Annotated in this window: 12 protein-coding genes; 8 read left to right on the top strand and 4 right to left on the bottom strand. The window is 66.6% G+C overall.

Annotation, left to right across the window (positions count from 1 at the left end):
* Window positions 1–3: 3 nt before the first annotated feature.
* Entirely contained in the window at window positions 4–1,149 is a 1,146-nt protein-coding gene (proB, locus tag J5837_RS14340) for a glutamate 5-kinase (RefSeq protein ID WP_210537440.1), read from the top strand.
* Between the two features lie 109 nt (window positions 1,150–1,258).
* Window positions 1,259–2,512, top strand: coding sequence for a glutamate-5-semialdehyde dehydrogenase (locus J5837_RS14335; RefSeq protein ID WP_210537439.1), 1,254 nt, complete (start codon window positions 1,259–1,261; stop codon window positions 2,510–2,512).
* A 70-nt stretch (window positions 2,513–2,582) separates the two neighbouring features.
* Here J5837_RS14335 and J5837_RS14330 read toward each other — a convergent pair whose 3' ends face one another.
* Window positions 2,583–3,746 (bottom strand): isovaleryl-CoA dehydrogenase, encoded by a 1,164-nt coding sequence (locus J5837_RS14330; protein WP_210537438.1) that lies wholly within the window; start codon window positions 3,744–3,746, stop codon window positions 2,583–2,585.
* A gap of 39 nt (window positions 3,747–3,785) precedes the next feature.
* Window positions 3,786–4,886: a Glu/Leu/Phe/Val dehydrogenase gene (locus J5837_RS14325; RefSeq protein WP_210537437.1), complete on the bottom strand. Its 1,101-nt coding sequence runs from the start codon at window positions 4,884–4,886 to the stop codon at window positions 3,786–3,788.
* A 265-nt stretch (window positions 4,887–5,151) separates the two neighbouring features.
* On the opposite strand from J5837_RS14325, the gene J5837_RS14320 reads away from it, so the two are divergent.
* The 6 genes from J5837_RS14320 (at window position 5,152) to J5837_RS14295 (ending at window position 15,305) form a co-directional block, all read left to right on the top strand.
* Complete coding sequence (locus J5837_RS14320; protein ID WP_244755967.1) at window positions 5,152–7,131, top strand: serine hydrolase domain-containing protein; 1,980 nt, start codon at window positions 5,152–5,154, stop codon at window positions 7,129–7,131.
* A 113-nt stretch (window positions 7,132–7,244) separates the two neighbouring features.
* Window positions 7,245–10,862: a methylmalonyl-CoA mutase family protein gene (locus J5837_RS14315; protein WP_210537436.1), complete on the top strand. Its 3,618-nt coding sequence runs from the start codon at window positions 7,245–7,247 to the stop codon at window positions 10,860–10,862.
* A 69-nt stretch (window positions 10,863–10,931) separates the two neighbouring features.
* The gene (locus J5837_RS14310; protein ID WP_210537435.1) at window positions 10,932–12,698 is read left to right on the top strand and encodes a hypothetical protein; all 1,767 of its coding nucleotides are present in this window, start codon (window positions 10,932–10,934) and stop codon (window positions 12,696–12,698) included.
* A gap of 257 nt (window positions 12,699–12,955) precedes the next feature.
* Complete coding sequence (locus tag J5837_RS14305; protein ID WP_210537434.1) at window positions 12,956–14,104, top strand: FG-GAP repeat domain-containing protein; 1,149 nt, start codon at window positions 12,956–12,958, stop codon at window positions 14,102–14,104.
* 124 nt (window positions 14,105–14,228) lie between these two features.
* Window positions 14,229–14,852: an REP-associated tyrosine transposase gene (locus tag J5837_RS14300; protein ID WP_244755966.1), complete on the top strand. Its 624-nt coding sequence runs from the start codon at window positions 14,229–14,231 to the stop codon at window positions 14,850–14,852.
* Between the two features lie 87 nt (window positions 14,853–14,939).
* On the top strand, window positions 14,940–15,305 hold the full coding sequence (locus J5837_RS14295; protein ID WP_210537433.1) for a YciI family protein: 366 nt from the start codon (window positions 14,940–14,942) through the stop codon (window positions 15,303–15,305).
* A gap of 91 nt (window positions 15,306–15,396) precedes the next feature.
* Here J5837_RS14295 and J5837_RS14290 read toward each other — a convergent pair whose 3' ends face one another.
* Window positions 15,397–17,319, bottom strand: coding sequence for a M56 family metallopeptidase (locus J5837_RS14290; RefSeq protein ID WP_210537432.1), 1,923 nt, complete (start codon window positions 17,317–17,319; stop codon window positions 15,397–15,399).
* A complete protein-coding gene (locus tag J5837_RS14285) occupies window positions 17,312–17,698 on the bottom strand; it encodes a BlaI/MecI/CopY family transcriptional regulator (RefSeq protein WP_210537431.1) in 387 nt (128 codons plus the stop codon). Before J5837_RS14285 ends, J5837_RS14290 begins: the two co-directional genes overlap by 8 nt.
* Window positions 17,699–17,978: the final 280 nt, after the last annotated feature.

The raw sequence follows: 17,978 nt of genomic DNA, 5'->3' as shown, positions 1-17,978 counted from the left end.
CCGATGAACGCCGCCCGCGCCAGCTTCGCCGACCAGACCCTGCCGAACTGGCGGCGCGCGGTATTGAAGGTGGGCAGCAGCCTGCTGGCCGCCGAAGGCGAGGGGCTCAGTCCGCGCCATGCGCTGAACCTGGCCCAGTTCGTCGCCGCCAGCCAGGCCGAAGGCCGCGAAGTCGTGATCGTGTCGTCCGGCGCGGTCGCGGCCGGACGGGGCCTGCTGCATCGCCAGGCCACGGCGGGCGCGGCGATGGCGGAACGCCAGGCGCTCGCCGCGCTGGGCCAAGCGCAGCTGATCGGCCTGTGGCAACGCTTCTTCTCCCATCCGGTCGCCCAGGTGCTGCTGACCCACGACGACCTGCGCAACCGCCGGCGCTACCTCAATGCGCGGGCCACGCTGATGGAGTTGCTGCAACTTGGGGCGATCCCGGTCGTCAACGAGAACGACACGGTGTCGGTCGACGAACTGAAGCTCGGCGATAACGACAACCTCGCCGCGATCGTCGCGGCGCTGGTCGATGCCGACGCGCTGTTCATCGCCACCGACATCGACGGCTTCTATTCGGCCAACCCGCGCACCGATGCGGATGCGCAACCGATCGACGAGGTCGAGGCGCTGACGCCGGCGTTCTTCGCCATGGCCGGCGGCGCCGGCAGCGGCGTCGGCACCGGCGGCATGCGCACCAAGCTGGAAGCGGCGGCGAAGGCGGGCGCGGCGGGCATCGAAACCTTTTTGTTCAACGGCACCCGTGCGGACACGCTGGCCAGGCTGGCGCGCGGCACGCTCAACGGCACGCGCTTCCGCGCCGCGCAGAACCGCCTGGCCGCGCGCAAGTACTGGCTGAGCCACGTGCCGCTGGAACCGGGGCGCATCCTGGTCGATGCCGGCGCCGCGCGGGCGATGGGCGAGAAGGGCGCTTCGCTGCTGCCCGGCGGCGTGCTCGGCGCGGAAGGCGATTTCCGTCGCGGCGACATGGTCGAGGTGGTGGCGAAGGGCGAGGGTGGCGAGCGTCGCGTCGCGCGCGGGGTCAGCCAGTATTCGGCCGCCGACATCCGCCGCATCGCCGGGCGCCATTCACGCGACATCGAGGCGGTGCTGGGCTACAACTACGGCGAGAACGTGATCCACCGCGACGATCTCGTTCTTTTGTAACTGGAATCGGTGTGGGAGCGACGTAAGTCGCGAACGGCAATTGCGGGGCGCGAGAAAGAGCATTCGCGACTTACGTCGCTCCCACACCGAAGTCTCTATCGGAATCTGTATGAGCGATATCAAATCACTTGCACTGGCCTGCCGCGACGCCGCGCAAGCCGTCGCCCAGCTCTCCACCGAAGCCAAGAACGCCCTGCTGCAGGCGATGGCGCAGGCGTTGCTGGACGACGCCGATGCGATCCTCGCCGCCAATGCGCGGGACATCGCCGCCGCGGAAACCAAGGGCATCGGCAGCGCGATGGCCGACCGGCTGCGGCTGGACCCGCAGCGCCTGGGCGGCATCGCCGACGCGTTGCGCGAAGTCGCGTCCTTGCCCGATCCGGTCGGTCTGGTCACCCGTCGCGAAACACGGCCGAACCGCATCGTGGTCGAACGCGTGCGCGTGCCGCTGGGCGTGATCGCGATGATCTACGAGGCGCGGCCCAACGTCACCGCCGATGCCGCGGCGCTGTGCCTGAAGGCCGGCAACGGCGTGATCCTGCGCGGCGGCTCCGAGGCGATCCACTCCAACACCGCCATCGCCGCCTCGCTGAAGCGCGCCCTGCGCGAAGCCGGCCTGCCCGAAGCCGCGCTGACCCTGGTCGAGGACCTGCGCCGCGAGACCATCCTGGAGCTGCTGCAACTGACCGACATCGTCGATCTGGCCATCCCGCGAGGCGGCGAAGGCCTGATCCGTTTCGTCGCCGAACACGCGCGCGTGCCGGTGATCAAGCACTACAAGGGCGTCTGCCACCAGTACGTCGATGCGGGCGCCGACGAAGTCCTCGCGCTGCGCTTGTTGGTCGACGGCAAGGTATCGCGCCCCAGCGCGTGCAATTCGCTGGAAACGTTGCTGGTCCACCGCGACATCGCCGACGGCTTCCTGCCGAAGGCCGCGCAGGCCCTGCGGGAGCGCGGCGTGGAAATCCGCGCCGACGAACGCGCGGCTGCGCTGGTGGCGGATGCGAAGCCCGCGACCGAAGACGACTACGCCGCCGAATTCCTCGACCTGATCATCGCCGTGCGCGTGGTCGATTCGCTGGACGAGGCCATCGACCACATCCGCAGGTACGGCTCCGACCATACCGAAGTGATCGTCACCCGCGACGATGCTCATGCGCGCAAGTTCGTCGAATCGCTGCGTTCGGCAGTGGTGATGGTCAACGCCTCGTCGCGTTTCAGCGACGGCGGCGAACTCGGCCTGGGCGCGGAGATCGGCATCTCGACCACGCGCCTGCATTCCTACGGTCCGATGGGGCTGGAGGCGCTGACCGTCGAGCGTTTCGTCGTGCGCGGGGAAGGGCAGACGCGCAACATCCCCTGATCCGGGTTCCAGCGGAAGCGGGCTTGGTGGGAGCGGCTTTTGCTCCCACAACCTCCCACCAAAGCGATACTCAGCCGCGGTCTTCGAACAACTCGCGCCCGATCAGCATGCGGCGGATTTCGTTGGTGCCGGCGCCGATGGCGTAGAGCTTGGCGTCGCGCAGGATGCGGCCGGTCGGGTATTCGTTGATGTAGCCGTTGCCGCCCAGCGCCTGGATCGCCTCCAGCGCGACCTGCACGGCGGAATCGCTGGCATGCAGCAGGCATGAAGCGGCGTCGACCCGGCTCTTGTGCCCGGCGTCGAAGTCGCGCGCCACCTGGTAGGCGTAGGCGCGCGAGGACTGCAGCGCGGTGTACATGTCGGCGATCTTCGCTTGCATGATGCCGAAGGTGCCGATCGCCGCGTCGAACTGCTTGCGCTCGCGCACGTAGGGCAGGGCGATGTCCAGCGCCGCCTGCATCAGGCCGAGCGGGCCGCCGCTGAGTACCAGGCGTTCGGTGTTCAGCCCGGACATCAGCACCTTGACCCCGTGGTTCACCGCGCCCAGCACGTTCTCTGCCGGGATCTCGCAGTTCTCGAACACCAGCTCGCAGGTGTTGCTGCCGCGCATGCCCAGCTTGTCCAGCTTCTGCGCGGTGGAAAAGCCCGGCATGCCCTTCTCGACGATGAACGCGGTCATGCACTTGCTGCCCGCGTCCTTGCCGGCGGTGCGCATGTACACGATCAGCACGTCGGCTTCGGGGCCGTTGGTGATCCACATCTTGTTGCCGTTGGCGACCCATGCGTCGCCCTTCGGCTCGGCGCGGCACGACATCGAACCGACCACGTCCGAACCTGCGCCCGGCTCGCTCATCGCCAGCGCGCCCTTCCACTCGCCACTGCACAGCTTCGGCAGGTACTTGTTGCGCTGCGCCTCGTTGCCGTTGGCGTACAGGTTGTTGACGCACAGGTTGGAGTGCGCGCCGTAGCTCAGGCCGACCGAGCCGGAGGCGCGCGAAATCTCTTCCATCGCCACCAGGTGGGCGAGGTAGCCCATCTCGCTGCCGCCGTATTCGCCGGGCACGGTGATGCCGAGCAGGCCCAGTTCGCCGAGCTTCGGCCACAGGTCCTGGGGGAACCAGTTGTCGTGGTCGATCTGCGCCGCGCGCGGCGCGATTTCGGCTTCGGCGAAGCGGCGCACGGCATCGCGCAGGGCGTCGAGTTCCTCGCCCAGCGGAAAAGCGTTCGGTCGCATTAGGGCCTCCCTCCTGTTTGCGGCCAGCGGTGCGCGGCGTCAGTGTTCGCCGCGCAGGTGTCCCATGAAGCGCGGTGCGGTGCGGCCCAGCGGCAGCTTCAGCTTGCCGATCGACTCGATGCGCGCCTCGGCGATGCGGTCGGCGGCGTATTGCGGGGCGATGCCTTCCTTGTCGGCCAGGTCGAAGATCTTGCCGACCGTGTGGTAGATGTTGCGCATCAGGCGCATCGCGCGTTCCCGGTTGTAGCCATCGATCTCCAGCGACACGTTCATCACGCCGCCGGCGTTGACCGCGTAGTCGGGCGCGTACAGGATGCCGCGCTTCATCGCCTCCACGCCGGTGGCGTGCGACATCTGGTTGTTGGCGGTGCCGCAGACCACCTTGGCCTTCAGCCGCGGCAGGGTCTGTTCATTGATCGCGTATTCCAGCGCGCAGGGCGAGAACACGTCGGCGGCGACGTCGTAGATCTCGTCCGGCTTGACCGCCTCGGCGCCGTATTCGTCCACCGCGCGCTCGACCAGCGCCGGGTTCAGGTCGGCGACGAACAGCTTGGCGCCGCGTTCCTTCAGCAGTTTGACGAACTCCATGCCGATGTGGCCCAGGCCCTGCACGGCGTAGCTGTACCTGCCGATTTCCTCGTTGCCGAACTTGCGGTTCAGCGCGGCCATCAGGCCCTGCAGCGCGCCGTAGGCGGTGAACGGGGCCGGGTCGCCGGAGCCACCGTGCACCTGGTGCACGCCGACCACGTACTCGGTCTCGCGGTAGACCAGTTCCATGTCGTTGACGTCGGTGCCGACGTCCTCGGCGGTGATATAGCGGCCGCCCAGCGAATCGACGTAGCGGCCGAAGCTGCGGAACAGCGCTTCGGTCTTGTCCTTCGACGGCTCGCCGATCACCACCGCCTTGCCGCCGCCGACGTTCAGGCCGGCCAACGCGTTCTTGTAGGTCATGGTGCGGCTGAGCCGCAGGGCGTCGCGCAGCGCATCCTCGGTACCGGCGTAGTGGCGCATGCGCACGCCGCCCAGCGCGGGGCCCAGCACGGTGTTGTGGATGGCGATGATCGCCTTCAGCCCGGCATCGGGGTTGTGGCAGAACAGGACCTGTTCGTGCCCGGAGGTTTCCAGCGTTTCGAAAATCATGGGGAAGGGCTCCAATCTGCGCCGGTTCGGTGCCGGTGCAAGTACTGCGGGTTACGCCTAACCTGTTGACCTTAAAACAAAAAAGCGACGGTAACGGGCAGGTCCCCCGGCGTCGCGCGGGGCCAGTCTAATCCAATCGCCAGATGGCGGCACGGAAGCGCGGCCGCGATGGCCCGCTCGACCGGTGACCGAACACCCCCGCCGACGCCGTTTCCAGAGCGAATCGCAGTAGGGTAGGCGCCGCAACATTCCCACGGGAGGTCGTATGCAACGCTGGTTGAAGTACGCCGCACGGAATCTGTTCGCATCGATGCTGGTCCTGGCCCCGTTCGCGCCGGCCATGGCCGCGGAAACGGCCTCTGCCGCCGACCAGCCATCGGCCACGCCACGGGGCACCACCTTCGTCCTGCCTGCCGGCTGGGCCCGGCAGGTGCAGGGCGAGGCGATGGTCGTCACCCCGCCGGAGGCCGACGGCTCGCGCATCGCCATCGTCGACGCGGCCGCGGACACGCCCGACCAGGCGGTCGCTGAGGCTTGGAAACTGCTCGGCCTGTCGCCCAAGTCCCTGGTCGCCACCGACGCGGCGCCGAAGGACGGCTGGGAACAGCGGCGCTTCTACGACTACGACGTACCGCAGAACGCCAAGCGCGTGGTCTATGCCGGCGCCTATCGCAAGGGCAAGGCGTGGACGGTGATGGCGGTGGACCTGGACCAGGCCATCGCCGAGAAGCGCGCTTCGCAGACCGGCAAGATCGGCCAGCGACTGCAGCCGGCCGGCTACGTGCGCGAGACTTTCGCCGGACGCACCGCGCACAAGCTGGACGCGGCGCGCCTGCAGCAGGTCGCCGATTTCGTCGAACGCATGCGCCAGGACTTCGAAGTCCCCGGCGTCGCCATCGGCATCGTCCAGGACGGCAAGGTGGTGATGTCGCGCGGCTTCGGCGTGCGACAGCTCGGCAAGCCGGAACCGGTGGATGGCGACACCCGCTTCATGATCGCCTCCAACACCAAGGCGCTGACCACGCTGATGCTGGCCAAGCTGGTCGATGCCGGCAAGCTGGACTGGAACGCGCGCGCGGTCGACGTGTATCCCGCGTTCAAGCTGGGCAATGCCGACACCACCGGCAAGGTGTTGGTCAAGCACCTGATCTGCGCCTGCACCGGCGTGCCGCGCCAGGACTACGAGTGGCTGTTCGAAGGCGAGAAACAGACGCCGGAAACGGTGATGGCCACGCTCGGCACCATGCAGCCGACCAGCGCCTTCGGCGAGCTGTTCCAGTATTCCAACCCGATGGCCGCCGCCGCCGGCTACATCGGCGGCCAGGTTGCGAACCCGGGCAGCGAACTCGGCGCGGGCTACGATCGTGCGATGCAGGCGCTGGTGTTCGATCCGCTGGGCATGGCCAACACGACCTTCGATTACGCGAAGGCGCAGAGCGGCGATTACGCCGCGCCGCACGGCTACGACATCGACCACAAGGTCCAGGTCATGGGCATGGGCCTGAACGACACCATCATCGCCTCGCGCCCGGCCGGCGCCGCCTGGAGCACGGTCAACGACCTGCTCAAGTACGTGCAGATGGAAATCGACCGCGGCACGCTGGCGGACGGCAAGCGCTACATCGGCGAAGCCGCGCTGATGCAGCGCCGCGAGCCGCAGATCGCGCTGGGCGTGGACCGCAACTACGCGATGGCGCTGATGGTGGACAAGAGCGACGGCGTGACCGTGATCGACCACGGCGGCGACATGGGCGGCTTCCACTCCAACATGATGTGGTGGCCGGCGCAGAAGGTCGGCGCGGTGATCCTGACCAATGCCGACGAGGGCGTGATGCTGCGCGGTCCGTTCAAGCGCCGGCTGATGGAGCTGATGTTCGACGGCGAGCCGCAGGCCGAGGCCACCGCCGCCGCCAATGCCAAGGCCGACCGCGAGGCCTTCGAGGCGCAGCGCAAGCTGATCCAGTGGCCGGCCGACGACCAGGCCCTGGCCGGACTGGCGACGCGCTACCGCAACGCCGCGCTGGGCGACCTGCTGGTCAGCCACAAGGACGGCAAGACCTTCTTCGACGTCGGCAGCTTCGATTCGGTGGTGGCGACCATGCCCCAGCCCGACGGCAGCCTGGCCTTCATGACGGTCGATCCGCAGGCGTTCGGTTTCCCGTTCGTGCGGACCGACAAGGACGGCGTGCGGCGCCTGGTGGTGCGCGACGGCCAGCACGAATACGTGTTCGATGAAGTGAAGTGATCGCCGGATGCCCCGTCGCCGCAACGGCGGCGGGGCGGGGGCCGTGCCCGTGAACTGGCCGGGGTCGTAGCGGGGTTACAATTGAAACCGTTACGACCGCATGGCCCGACCGCATGAGCACGCCCGCCGCAAACGTCCCCCAGGCCCAGCCCGAACCCACCCCGCTGCGCTTCGTCACCGCGGCCAGCCTGTTCGACGGCCACGACGCCGCGATCAACATCATGCGCCGGCTGATCCAGGCGCAGGGTGCCGAGGTGATCCACCTGGGCCACAACCGCAGCGTCGAGGACGTGGTCCGCGCCGCGCTGCAGGAAGACGCCGACGCCATCGCCCTGTCCAGCTACCAGGGCGGCCACGTCGAGTACTTCAAGTACATGGTCGACATGCTGAAGGAGAAGGGCGCGGCCCACGTGCGCGTATTCGGCGGCGGCGGCGGCACCATCACCCCCGAGGAAATCCGCGAGCTCGAAGCCTACGGCGTCGAGCGCATCTACCACCCCAACGACGGCATGAAGATGGGGTTGGTCGAGATGATCGAGGACGTGGTCAAGCGCGCCGGCGACGCACGCGGTGGCTCGGAACGCGGGCGCGGCGAACACGCGCCGGGCATCGACGATGAAATCGGCATCGGCCGCGTGCTGTCGTCGCTCGAGGACGGCGAATACGCCGAAGCCGAGCTGTCGCGGCTGCGCAAGGAATGGCAGCTGGCCGGCGGCAAGACCCCGGTGGTCGGCATCACCGGCACCGGCGGCGCCGGCAAGTCCAGCGTCACCGACGAACTGCTGAACCGCTTCCTGTCCAGCTTCCCGCAGATGCGCATCGCCGTGGTCTCGGTCGACCCGACCCGCCGCCGCAGCGGCGGCGCGCTGCTCGGCGACCGCATCCGCATGAACTCGCTGCGCAGCCACCGCGTGTACATGCGCTCGATGGCCACGCGCCGGCAGAACGTGGCGACCAACGCGGTGCTGAAGGACTGCATTGGCTTCCTCAAGTCGCTGGCCTACGACCTGGTGATCGTCGAGACCGCGGGCATCGGCCAGTCGGATTCGGAGATCGTCGACCTGGTCGATTTCCCGATGTACGTGATGACCAGCGACTACGGCGCGGCCAGCCAGCTCGAGAAGATCGACATGCTCGACTACGCCGAGCTGATCGTGCTGAACAAGTACGACAAGCGCGGCGCCGAGGACGCGCTGCGCGACGTGCGCAAGCAGTGGAAGCGCAACCGCAACGCGTTCCAGACCGCGGACGCCGACGTGCCGGTGTACCCGACCATCGCCTCCCAGTTCAACGACCCCGGCATCAGCTGGATGTTCGCCAACCTGTGCCGGCTGCTGCGCGACAAGCTGCACCTGCCGGCGGAGAAGTGGACCCCGGCCATCGACACCTCGCTGAAGGAACCGCGCGCCACCGTGCTGATCCCGGGCGCGCGCGTGCGCTACCTGGCCGAGATCGCGGAGCAGGGCCGGGCGATCAACGCCGGCATCGAAAAGCAGGCCGAAGCCGCCGACCGCGCGCAGGCGTTCTGGCAGGCGCTTTCGGAAATCGGCGACGCGAAGCTGCCGAAGCAGCTCGAACTTTATCCAGCCGACGCTTTGCTCCTTCCCCCGCGTGCGGGGGAAGGCCGGGATGGGGGCAAGCCGGCAGCTGACGATGCTTCCGCAGTCGCGCACCCCCACCCCAACCCTCCCCCGCAAGCGGGGGAGGGGGTCGATCGTTCGTTGCTGACCCTGCGCCAGCGCTACAACGACGCCGTGCAGGCGCTGTCGTCCGAATCGCTGCGCCTGCTGCGCGAGTGGCCGGCGCGATTGAAGTCGATCACCGACGAGGTCAACGAATACGAGGTCCGCGGCAAGGCGATCAAGGTCGAGAACTACCGCGAATCGCTGAGCCACCAGCAGATCCCGAAGATCGCCGCGCCGACCTACAAGTCGTGGGGCGAGCTGCTGACCTTCCTCGGCAAGGAAAACCTGCCCGGTTCCTATCCGTACACCGGCGGCGTGTATCCGTACCGCCGCACCGGCGAGGATCCGATCCGCATGTTCGCCGGCGAAGGCACGCCGGAGCGCACCAACCGCCGCTTCCACTACCTCAGCGTCGGCCAGCCGGCCGCGCGCCTGTCGACCGCGTTCGACAGTGTGACCCTGTACGGCGAGGACCCGGCGCCGCGCCCGGACATCTACGGCAAGATCGGCAACTCGGGGGTCAACATCCCGACCCTGGACGACATGAAGAAGCTGTATTCCGGCTTCGACCTGTGCGCGCCGACCACCAGCGTGTCGATGACCATCAACGGCCCCGCGCCGATCATCCTGGCGATGTTCATGAACACCGCCATCGACCAGCAGGTCGAGAAGTACTTGAAGGAAGACCCGGCGCGCTGGGCGGAAGCCGAAGCGAAGATCGCGAAGTTCTTCGAAGGCCGCGAACGTCCGCGTTACCACGGCGACCTGCCGCCGACCAACAACGGCCTGGGCCTGGGCCTGCTCGGCGTCACCGGGGACCAGCTGGTCGATGCGCAGACCTACGCGCGGATCAAGGCCGAGACCCTGGCCAGCGTGCGCGGCACGGTGCAGGCCGACATCCTCAAGGAAGACCAGGCGCAGAACACCTGCATCTTCAGCACCGAGTTCGCCCTGCGCATGATGGGCGACATCCAGCAGTATTTCGTCGAGCAGAAGGTGCGCAACTTCTATTCGGTGTCGATCTCTGGCTACCACATCGCCGAGGCCGGGGCGAACCCGATTTCGCAGCTGGCGTTCACCCTTTCGAACGGTTTCACCATCGTCGAGTACTACCTGGCGCGCGGGATGAAGATCGACGACTTCGCGCCGAACCTGTCGTTCTTCTTCAGCAACGGCATGGATCCGGAATACACGGTGATCGGCCGGGTCGCGCGGCGCATCTGGGCGCGGGCGATGCGCGAGCGCTACGGCGGCAACGAACGCAGCCAGATGATGAAGTACCACATCCAGACGTCAGGCCGTTCGCTGCACGCGCAGGAAATCCAGTTCAACGACATCCGCACCACGCTGCAGGCGCTATACGCGCTGTTCGACAACTGCAACAGCCTGCACACCAATGCCTACGACGAGGCGATCACCACGCCGACCGAGGAGTCGGTGCGTCGGGCGGTGGCGATCCAGATGATCATCAACAAGGAGCTGGGGCTGAACTTCTGCGAGAACCCGTGGCAGGGCAGTTTCATCGTCGACAAGCTGACCGACATCGTCGAGGAAGCCGTCTACAAGGAGTTCGAGGCGATCAGCGAGCGCGGCGGCGTGCTCGGGGCGATGGACACGATGTACCAGCGCGGCAAGATCCAGGAAGAGAGCCTGTACTACGAGCACAAGAAGCACGACGGCAGCCTGCCGCTGGTCGGGGTCAACATGTTCCTGCCGAAGGAACATGGCGGGGAGATCGCGACCGAGATCGAGCTGATCCGTTCGACGGAAGGGGAAAAGGGCCAGCAGATCGCCAACGTGCAGGCGTGGCAGAAGTCACGCAATGGGCTGGCGCCGGCCGGGGAAACCGAGCACGGGCACGTGGTCGAGGATGCGGCCGCCGAGGGCGAGGTCCACGACGGGCATGGACTGGCGTATCTTCAGCGCACGGCGCGGGAACGGCGGAACGTGTTCGCCAGCCTGATCGAGGCGGTGAAGACGCATAGCCTGGGGCAGATCAGCCATGCGTTGTACGATGTGGGCGGGGAATACCGTCGCAACATGTAATGGACCTGCCCACCTTTGCGTCCGGCTCGCCGCGTCGCGATAGGTGGGTATGATAGGGGGAGGATCACCATGAAGGATGCATGGCGCAGCGTTGCGCTTTTGGTGGTGTGCGGAGCGTTGCTTGCGGGTTGTGGTAGCGCGGAAGACCGGATTGCCAAGGCCTTCCCGGTCGGCAAGGACGTCGAGGCCGCCAAGGCCGCATTCGACACGGCCATCCAGTCGCTTCCGGCGGAGCGCAGGCAGGCACTTGAGGCCAGCTATGGCGCGCAGCTGAAGTTGCGCGCATTGGAGTGCGGAAAGGGCTACCAGCCTTCCGTTTTCGAAAGCCAGGAATCAATTAAGAAAAGCATCGGCAACGACGACTGCTTCGTACAGGCGGATGCGGAGTTGCGGCAATGGCTCGGCATGCAGCGGGTCGGCTTGTTGGCCGGCATGCCGCCGTTGCGGACCGTCCCGGTCAAGGCCGCTTCCGCGCTCGTCGCCAGCGACACCATCATCGGTGCCGCGTTCGCGGACGCCGCGGGCGTCGCACTGCTGCAGACTCGATCGAAGGACGAACTGGTCGACCTGAACGACGGCAAGGTACTGCGCGTTGGCGACCGTGTCGGCGACAGTGTTGTCTCGGAGCTTTCATCAAACGGCCGGGTGCTGGCGCGGGCTCAGCCGGGCGGCGCCCTGTTGCAGGACGTGGAAACCGGCGAAGTGTTGGCCACGGTCAGTGAGGCTCCGCGCGTCTACTTCGCGGGAAGCCACGGTCTGGTTTATTCGATCAAGGGCAAGTCGACCTTCCATGATTTCGCATCGGGCAGCGACACGGTATTGCCGCTCCAGCAGCATGCACTCGCAGCTTTGATCCCGGTTCCCGGCAAGCCCACCGACTTCGTCCTGCTTGGAAACAATCGCGTCGCCCTGCTGTCCATCGCCTGCGAAGCCAGCGACTGCACGCCACGGCTACAGATGGAGGGCCAGATGCCCGGAGTCGGTGGTTGGTCGCCGCGCGTGGCGGTGATGGGCGAGTACGCCTACTTCGGGGGACGAAATCTCGTGCAGTTGCAGCTGGCCACGCTGCAGGCCCGCACCGTGGCTTTCGAACCCATGTTCCTGATGGACGTCATGCCCACGCGGATGCCGGACACTTTGTTGCTGCGTGTTGCGACGGGGCTACCGAGCGGTGGTCCTGGGCTCTACCTCTACGTGCCGGCAGCGGCCACGCTGGCGAAGGTGGATGCAGGACAATTGCCTTCGACCCGTCTGGTGCATGCCACGCCTTTGCGCAGCATCTTGGCGTTTGATGGCGCTCGGCTGGCACCCGTCGAACCAGCCGCCGCTGCACCAGAGGCGCTGTCCTCCGTATTGCGTGCTATGCAGTTCGACACGCAGGTGGCCAAGCTGGAGTTGATGGATCGGCTGCAGGCGATGCGTGCCGTGCAAGGTCTTCCGGCGGCTGCGATGCCCGCAGCCACGCCTGCGATGCGTGCGGTGGCGCCAGCAGCCAGTCGCAGCTTCTCGCCAGGCGAAGCTGGCCTGACCGAGGCTGTGCGGGCCGGAATGTTGCGGCCGGGCAACAGTGGTGACGTTAATGCTTGGAAGAGCGCGTACACCAGCAAGACCGGTCGGTCGGTCGGTCGCGAGTTCGACGACCGCGTGCGCATGATGCAGGTCTATGTCATCACCGGTGACCTGATCATTCCGTCGGGACTAACCGGTGCCCACGCTGTGGTGTTCGTGCGCAACCGCGGTACCCCGTATCCGCGTGGTAATGCCGGTCATTCAATTATCCTGGACGTGCAATCCGGCAGTTGTAGCGGGGCCACTTGCGGCATGGTCGTCCAATGAACCTGCGTAAGGCAGGCTTGAGTCCGCCCTACAGCGCTGAGTATGGAAGCATCGAGATGACGCTATTGATCAAAGCATTGCGGCTTACCGGCATCGCTGCGTTGTCAGTTGCACTGATCAGCTGTGGCGGGGGAGGCGGAGGGGGTTCAAGCAGTGGTTCCGCTTCTATTTCACCGCCACCACCACCACCACCACCTCCGCCTCCGCCTCCGCCTCCGCCTGCCGGGTTCAGCCTGACTGGCCCGACGGTGTATGCGATGCCGGTTTGGCCCAATACATGGCCTGATGTTGTCGCCGTGGCCGATATTGATGGCGATGGGAGGGATGACGCAATTGTCGCCACTACCCGCGCGGATCAAGGAAATAACCCCGGCAATGATTGGCGGTTGTATGTTTTCCACCAAACCGCTAATGGCTCGCTAATAGCCCCGTTGGTAATTCCCTACTCATCGTTGGTGGAAGAAACTTTCGCCAGCGGCGGCGTCCGCGGCAGAACGGCGATTGCGACGGCCGATCTGAATGCCGACGGCATAGCAGACATCGTGGTCGGTCGACGTACTGGGTTGTCCATTTTGTACGGGAGCCGAGATCGGGCGTATTCGATCAAGCGTATCGAAAACGCCGCCGGAGTGATATCGGGCGATTCCTTTGTGTTCGTCGATGCAGACCGTGATGGTCATCTGGACATCGCGTCCCAGAACCAAACTAGTGAACAGACGCAATGGGGTTTAACGCTGTATTTTGGCGATCAGGCCGGAAGCTACTCACGGCAACACTTGGAGCCAACTTCGAGCGATGGGGACGTCGAACTGGCACGTGGCGATCTCAATGGCGATGGCGTGTTGGATCTCGTGCTTGCCTTTGGGCAGGGACTTTCCGCGCGGGCCGAAATCTTGTTTGGCGACGGCGCAGGTCAATTCCCTATTAAATCTATCTTCCAAAAGCCTGCAGGTCTTCAGCGTCTGACGACTATTGCCGTCGGCGATTTCAGTGGATCTGACGGTCGCGACGATCTAGTCATGGCCGGAAACGATACTTCCTTCAGTGGAGGTAAGTACTACTTGTTCCGGCAAGTAAACGGCGTGCTGACCGCCACGCCGGAATTACTGCCTTCGACAGCGCCAACCGACACCGCGGATATCCCCGATACCATGATTGCAGCCGACCTAAATGGGGATGGGAAAAAGGACCTGATATCGCTGCGTAGCGGTGGCCTAATCGGCTATTTCGAACAACTCAATATGGCCTTGAGTCAAGAGAAGCTCTCCGCCGGTCCTTACGCAACTTGGGGCGGCATGACGCCAATAGCTGTTGGTGAGTTGTCGGGCGATGGCTGCAAGGATGTGGCAACAGCGAACTACAACCAAGGGCTGGTTATTTGGCGAGGTTCCGGTTGTACCCCGTAGTCAGAAGAGGCGAACAGGGAACCAACCCACATTTGGCGGGCTTGAACCCGCGTAGGGTGGGCTTGAGCCCGCCCTACGAAAGACCGCTGTTGTAGGGCGGGCCCTGGCCCGCCACCGGTGCGCGATGCCACCGCCACGATGCGGCATTTTCCGATACCGATCCGCGCTTTTTCCCGACGCCGCCGCATGGCACGTCTCGGCACGCTGCCGGCATGTCGAACTACCGTCGCGCCTGGGTCCCGGCGGCACCTACTTCTTCACCGTCAACCTGCTCGAACGGCGGCGCCGGCTGCTGCTGGAGCACATCGAATTGCTGGGCGACGCCTTCCGCACGGCCCAGGCGGCGCGGCCGTTCATCCTGCTGGCCTGGGTGATCCTGCCGGACCACCTGCATTGCGTGTGGAGATTGCCGGACGGCGACGCCGATAACGCCAATCGTTGGGCGCAGATCAAGGCGGGATTCTCGCGGCGGCTCCCCGCGACCGAACGCCGTTCCGCCTACCGCGTGTCGCGGCGCGAACGGGCCATCTGGCAACGGCGCTATTGGGAACACCTGATCCGCGATCCGAACGACCTGCGTCGCCATGTCGATTACATCCACTACAACCCGGTGAAGCATGGGCACGTCGCTCGCGTGTCCGATTGGCCGCATTCCTCGTTCCATGGGTGGGTGGAGCGGCGTGGGTATTCGCTGGATTGGGGTGGGGTGGTGGGCGACGTCGTGCGGGTTGGCGGAAGGCGGGCTTGAGCCCGCCCTACGGTGTCGAAGCGCCGGGTTTCCATTCGTCATGAAGGCGAGGGCGGCCATCATGGCTGCGCAGCCGAGGGAAACGACATGAGCGAGTACTTCATCTACTTCAACCAGCAGTGGGTCGGCGAGCATTCCGAGGAATGGTTCGGTACGCGCGGTCCGCTGGCGAAGGCGGTCGTGGACGAGATGAAGGCGGCGGGCGTCTACGTGTTCGCCGGTGGGCTGGAAGAGGATCCCGAGGATGCCTTCTGCGCCGATGCCACCAGCGGAACGTTGACCTTCCGCGACGGGCCGTATGTGCGCACGCCGCAGTTCGTGGGCGGATTCACCGTGATCGACGTGTCCGACGAACAGGCTGCGCGGTTCTGGGCCGGCAAGGTGGCCGAAGCCTGCGGCTGGCCGCAGGAGGTGCGCAGGTTCAAGGCATGGTCACGGCGCGATGCGCGATGAGGCTGCACCCGGGCGCTAACGGGGCGGCATTCCGCTAGCGCCCGGGCAGCCGGCGTGGGGCGGGTTGAGGGGAGGCCCCACGCCTTGACGCTTAGCGCCGGGTCGGCGCCGGTTGCGCGCGGCCGCTGGCGTAGGCTTCGTCGATCAGCTTGCGCACCTGCTTGTCGGCGATGTGGGCTTCGCGTTCGATGCGCGAACCCAGCGCACCCATTTCCTTGCCGATCGAATCCATCGGCTTGCCGGCGTCTTCCATTTCGCGGCCCAGCGCTTCCATCGGCGCGCGTTGCGCTTCCATCCGCTTGCTGGCGGCGTCGAGCACCGCGGCATTCCGATCCATCTGCTGGGACAGGGCCTCTTGCTGGCGGCTCAGTTGATCCTGTTCGCGTTGCAGGCGTTCCTGTTCCGCACCCGACGCCTTGATCGACTTCATCGCCAGCAGGGCCTGGCGCTGACCGAGTTCGCCCATCTTTTCGCCCAGCGATTGCATCTGCTCGCTGGCGGCGCGCACTTCCGGCGTAGCGAAGGCGTCGTCGACGTGCAGCGCTTCCATGCGCTTGCCCAGCGCCTCCATCCGGTCGCTGTGCGGCTGCATGCGCGTGCTCAGGCCTTCCATCTGCTTGCCCAGCGCATCGGTCGACGCCCAGGCCTGGCGCGCGCGGGCCACGGTGTCGGCGTCGCTGATCACCCAGGTCCTGCCGTCGCGGCGGAACCAGATGAAATCGCTGTCCATGCCCTTGCGCGCGACCTCGATGTCGTCCGCGTCGCTGCTGTTGCCGGTCATGCTGAAACCTTCCTCGCCCTTGCGCACGAGCGCATAGCCGTCCTGCGGACCGTGGAAGGCGACCTTGACCGGCTTGGACGGCGCCTTGGGCGCGGCGGCATCGGGCGCGGGCGGGGCCAGCGGCGCGGCGGGAGCCACCGGAGGCGCCGGAGGAGTGTCCGGAGCGGCAGGCGCCAGTCGCGCGGCCTGTGCCGGCGGCGCGGCGTCCGGCTGCACCGGGCTGAGTTGGGCGTGGGCGTAGAACGCGGCGCCGGCGACAGCCAGGCCGATCAGGGGCAGGGCCACCGCACTGCCGATGGCGCGGCGTTCGGGGCGGATGAGTTGGCGGATGCGGGACATCAGGTGACCTCCGTGCGCGGCCGGCGCGTAGTGGGTTGGGGGAGCGAGCGACCGGGCACCGGCGTGGCGGTCGAGTTCGGAAAGGGCCAGGGCGAGGCGGCGCGGTTCGCCCAGCGCGGCGGCGGCGAGGTCGTCGGCGACCAGCTCGCGTTCGATGCGGATGCGGTGCGACAGCCACCACACGACCGGGTGGTAGAACAGCAGCGTTTCCACTGCGCCCTGCAGCAGGTTGACCAGGTAATCGTGGCGGCGGACGTGGGCCAGTTCGTGCGCGATCAAGGCTTCGACCAGGTCGGCCGGCATGCGCGCGACGATCGCCGCCGGCAACACCACCACCGGTCGCCACCAGCCGGCGGTCAACGGACCTTCGCCGTCGGTGCCGATGCGCAACGCGACCTTGCGGACGATGCTCATGCGCGCGGCGAGGCGCTGCACACAGGCCTGCCATTGCGCATCGGCTTCGGCCTGCGCCTGGCGGCACAGACGCCGCACCCACAACAGTCCGCCGGCCATGCGCAGCGAGAGCAGGCACACGCCGGCTGCCCACAGCACGACGATCCATGGCTGCGGATCGAACGCGGGCAGCGGCAGCGCCGCATCGATACCGGTGGCCGATCCCTGCGTGGTTTGCGTGCCGTCGAGACCGACGCGAGCCAACGTGCTCGCGGCAGCGGCATCGCCCGCTTGCATCAGCGTTTGCAGCAGAGTGATCGCGGGCCATGCCACGCAGGCCAGCAAGGCGATGCAGGCGACGGCGTAACGCGCTTGCGGCCGCGCATTGCGCAGCAAGGCCAGCGCCAGTGCGGCGAACAGGCCGAGCACCACGCCCTGCCAGAGGAAATGCAGCAAGGCGCCGGCCAGCGCCGGCATCAGCAGCGACAGCGACTCATTCATCGCGGTTCTCCTCGAGGAAGCGCTGGATCTCTTCGCGTTCTGCCTCGCTGACCCGGTCGCTGCGCAACGCGGCCAGCACCAGGTCCTTGCCGGAACCGGCAAAGGCCTTGTGGATCAGTTCGTCCAGCAAACGCGTCTGCAGCGAGCCCTGCGCCTGCGCGGCGGCGTACACGTGCGAACGCTGGCTTTCATCGCGCTTCAGCAGGCCCTTGCCGTGCATGACCTGCATCAGCCGCAGCACGTTGGCATAGGCCAGGTCGGGGCGTTCGCGCTGCTGCGCTTCGTGCACCTGGCGCACCGAGGAGGGACCGAGCTGCCACAGCGTGCGCAGCAGTTCGAGTTCGGCGGGCGTGGGCTTGGGGGTACGCGGCTTGGCCATCGGGAAAGCGGGGTTCGGGGCGATGACGGCACGCTATCGCAACTAGACAGGCTTGTCTAGACATTTTTGTCTAGTTCGGAAGTCGGGGTGACGAATGGCAGGGAGGGCTACGGGTCCGGCTGTTCGGGCCGCGGGAATCCCGCGCCGCGGACTCCCTCTCCCCGCGTGCGGGGAGAGGGTGCCGAAGGCGGGTGAGGGGCAGCTCGGAGCTGATGTCCGTTCCGACGCAACATCGCATCGAGTGCGGGGAAACCGCGGCTCTCGCACTCGAATTTCAGTC

The sequence above is a fragment of the Pseudoxanthomonas helianthi genome (genome assembly GCF_017939625.1).
In the GTDB taxonomy this organism is placed as follows: domain Bacteria; phylum Pseudomonadota; class Gammaproteobacteria; order Xanthomonadales; family Xanthomonadaceae; genus Pseudoxanthomonas_A; species Pseudoxanthomonas_A helianthi.
Note: the sequence above shows the minus strand (reverse complement) of the source record. Positions and strands in the feature narration are given on the sequence as shown.

Coding starts and splice junctions, on each gene's coding strand:
- J5837_RS14300 (WP_244755966.1), top strand. CDS start 14,229: ATGCCACCGCCACGATGCGGCATTTTCCGATACCGATCCGCGCTTTTT.
- J5837_RS14335 (WP_210537439.1), top strand. CDS start 1,259: ATGAGCGATATCAAATCACTTGCACTGGCCTGCCGCGACGCCGCGCAA.
- J5837_RS14310 (WP_210537435.1), top strand. CDS start 10,932: ATGAAGGATGCATGGCGCAGCGTTGCGCTTTTGGTGGTGTGCGGAGCG.
- J5837_RS14305 (WP_210537434.1), top strand. CDS start 12,956: ATGCCGGTTTGGCCCAATACATGGCCTGATGTTGTCGCCGTGGCCGAT.
- J5837_RS14330 (WP_210537438.1), bottom strand. CDS start 3,746: ATGCGACCGAACGCTTTTCCGCTGGGCGAGGAACTCGACGCCCTGCGC.
- J5837_RS14295 (WP_210537433.1), top strand. CDS start 14,940: ATGAGCGAGTACTTCATCTACTTCAACCAGCAGTGGGTCGGCGAGCAT.
- proB (WP_210537440.1), top strand. CDS start 4: ATGAACGCCGCCCGCGCCAGCTTCGCCGACCAGACCCTGCCGAACTGG.
- J5837_RS14285 (WP_210537431.1), bottom strand. CDS start 17,698: ATGGCCAAGCCGCGTACCCCCAAGCCCACGCCCGCCGAACTCGAACTG.
- J5837_RS14325 (WP_210537437.1), bottom strand. CDS start 4,886: ATGATTTTCGAAACGCTGGAAACCTCCGGGCACGAACAGGTCCTGTTC.
- J5837_RS14320 (WP_244755967.1), top strand. CDS start 5,152: ATGCAACGCTGGTTGAAGTACGCCGCACGGAATCTGTTCGCATCGATG.
- J5837_RS14315 (WP_210537436.1), top strand. CDS start 7,245: ATGAGCACGCCCGCCGCAAACGTCCCCCAGGCCCAGCCCGAACCCACC.
- J5837_RS14290 (WP_210537432.1), bottom strand. CDS start 17,319: ATGAATGAGTCGCTGTCGCTGCTGATGCCGGCGCTGGCCGGCGCCTTG.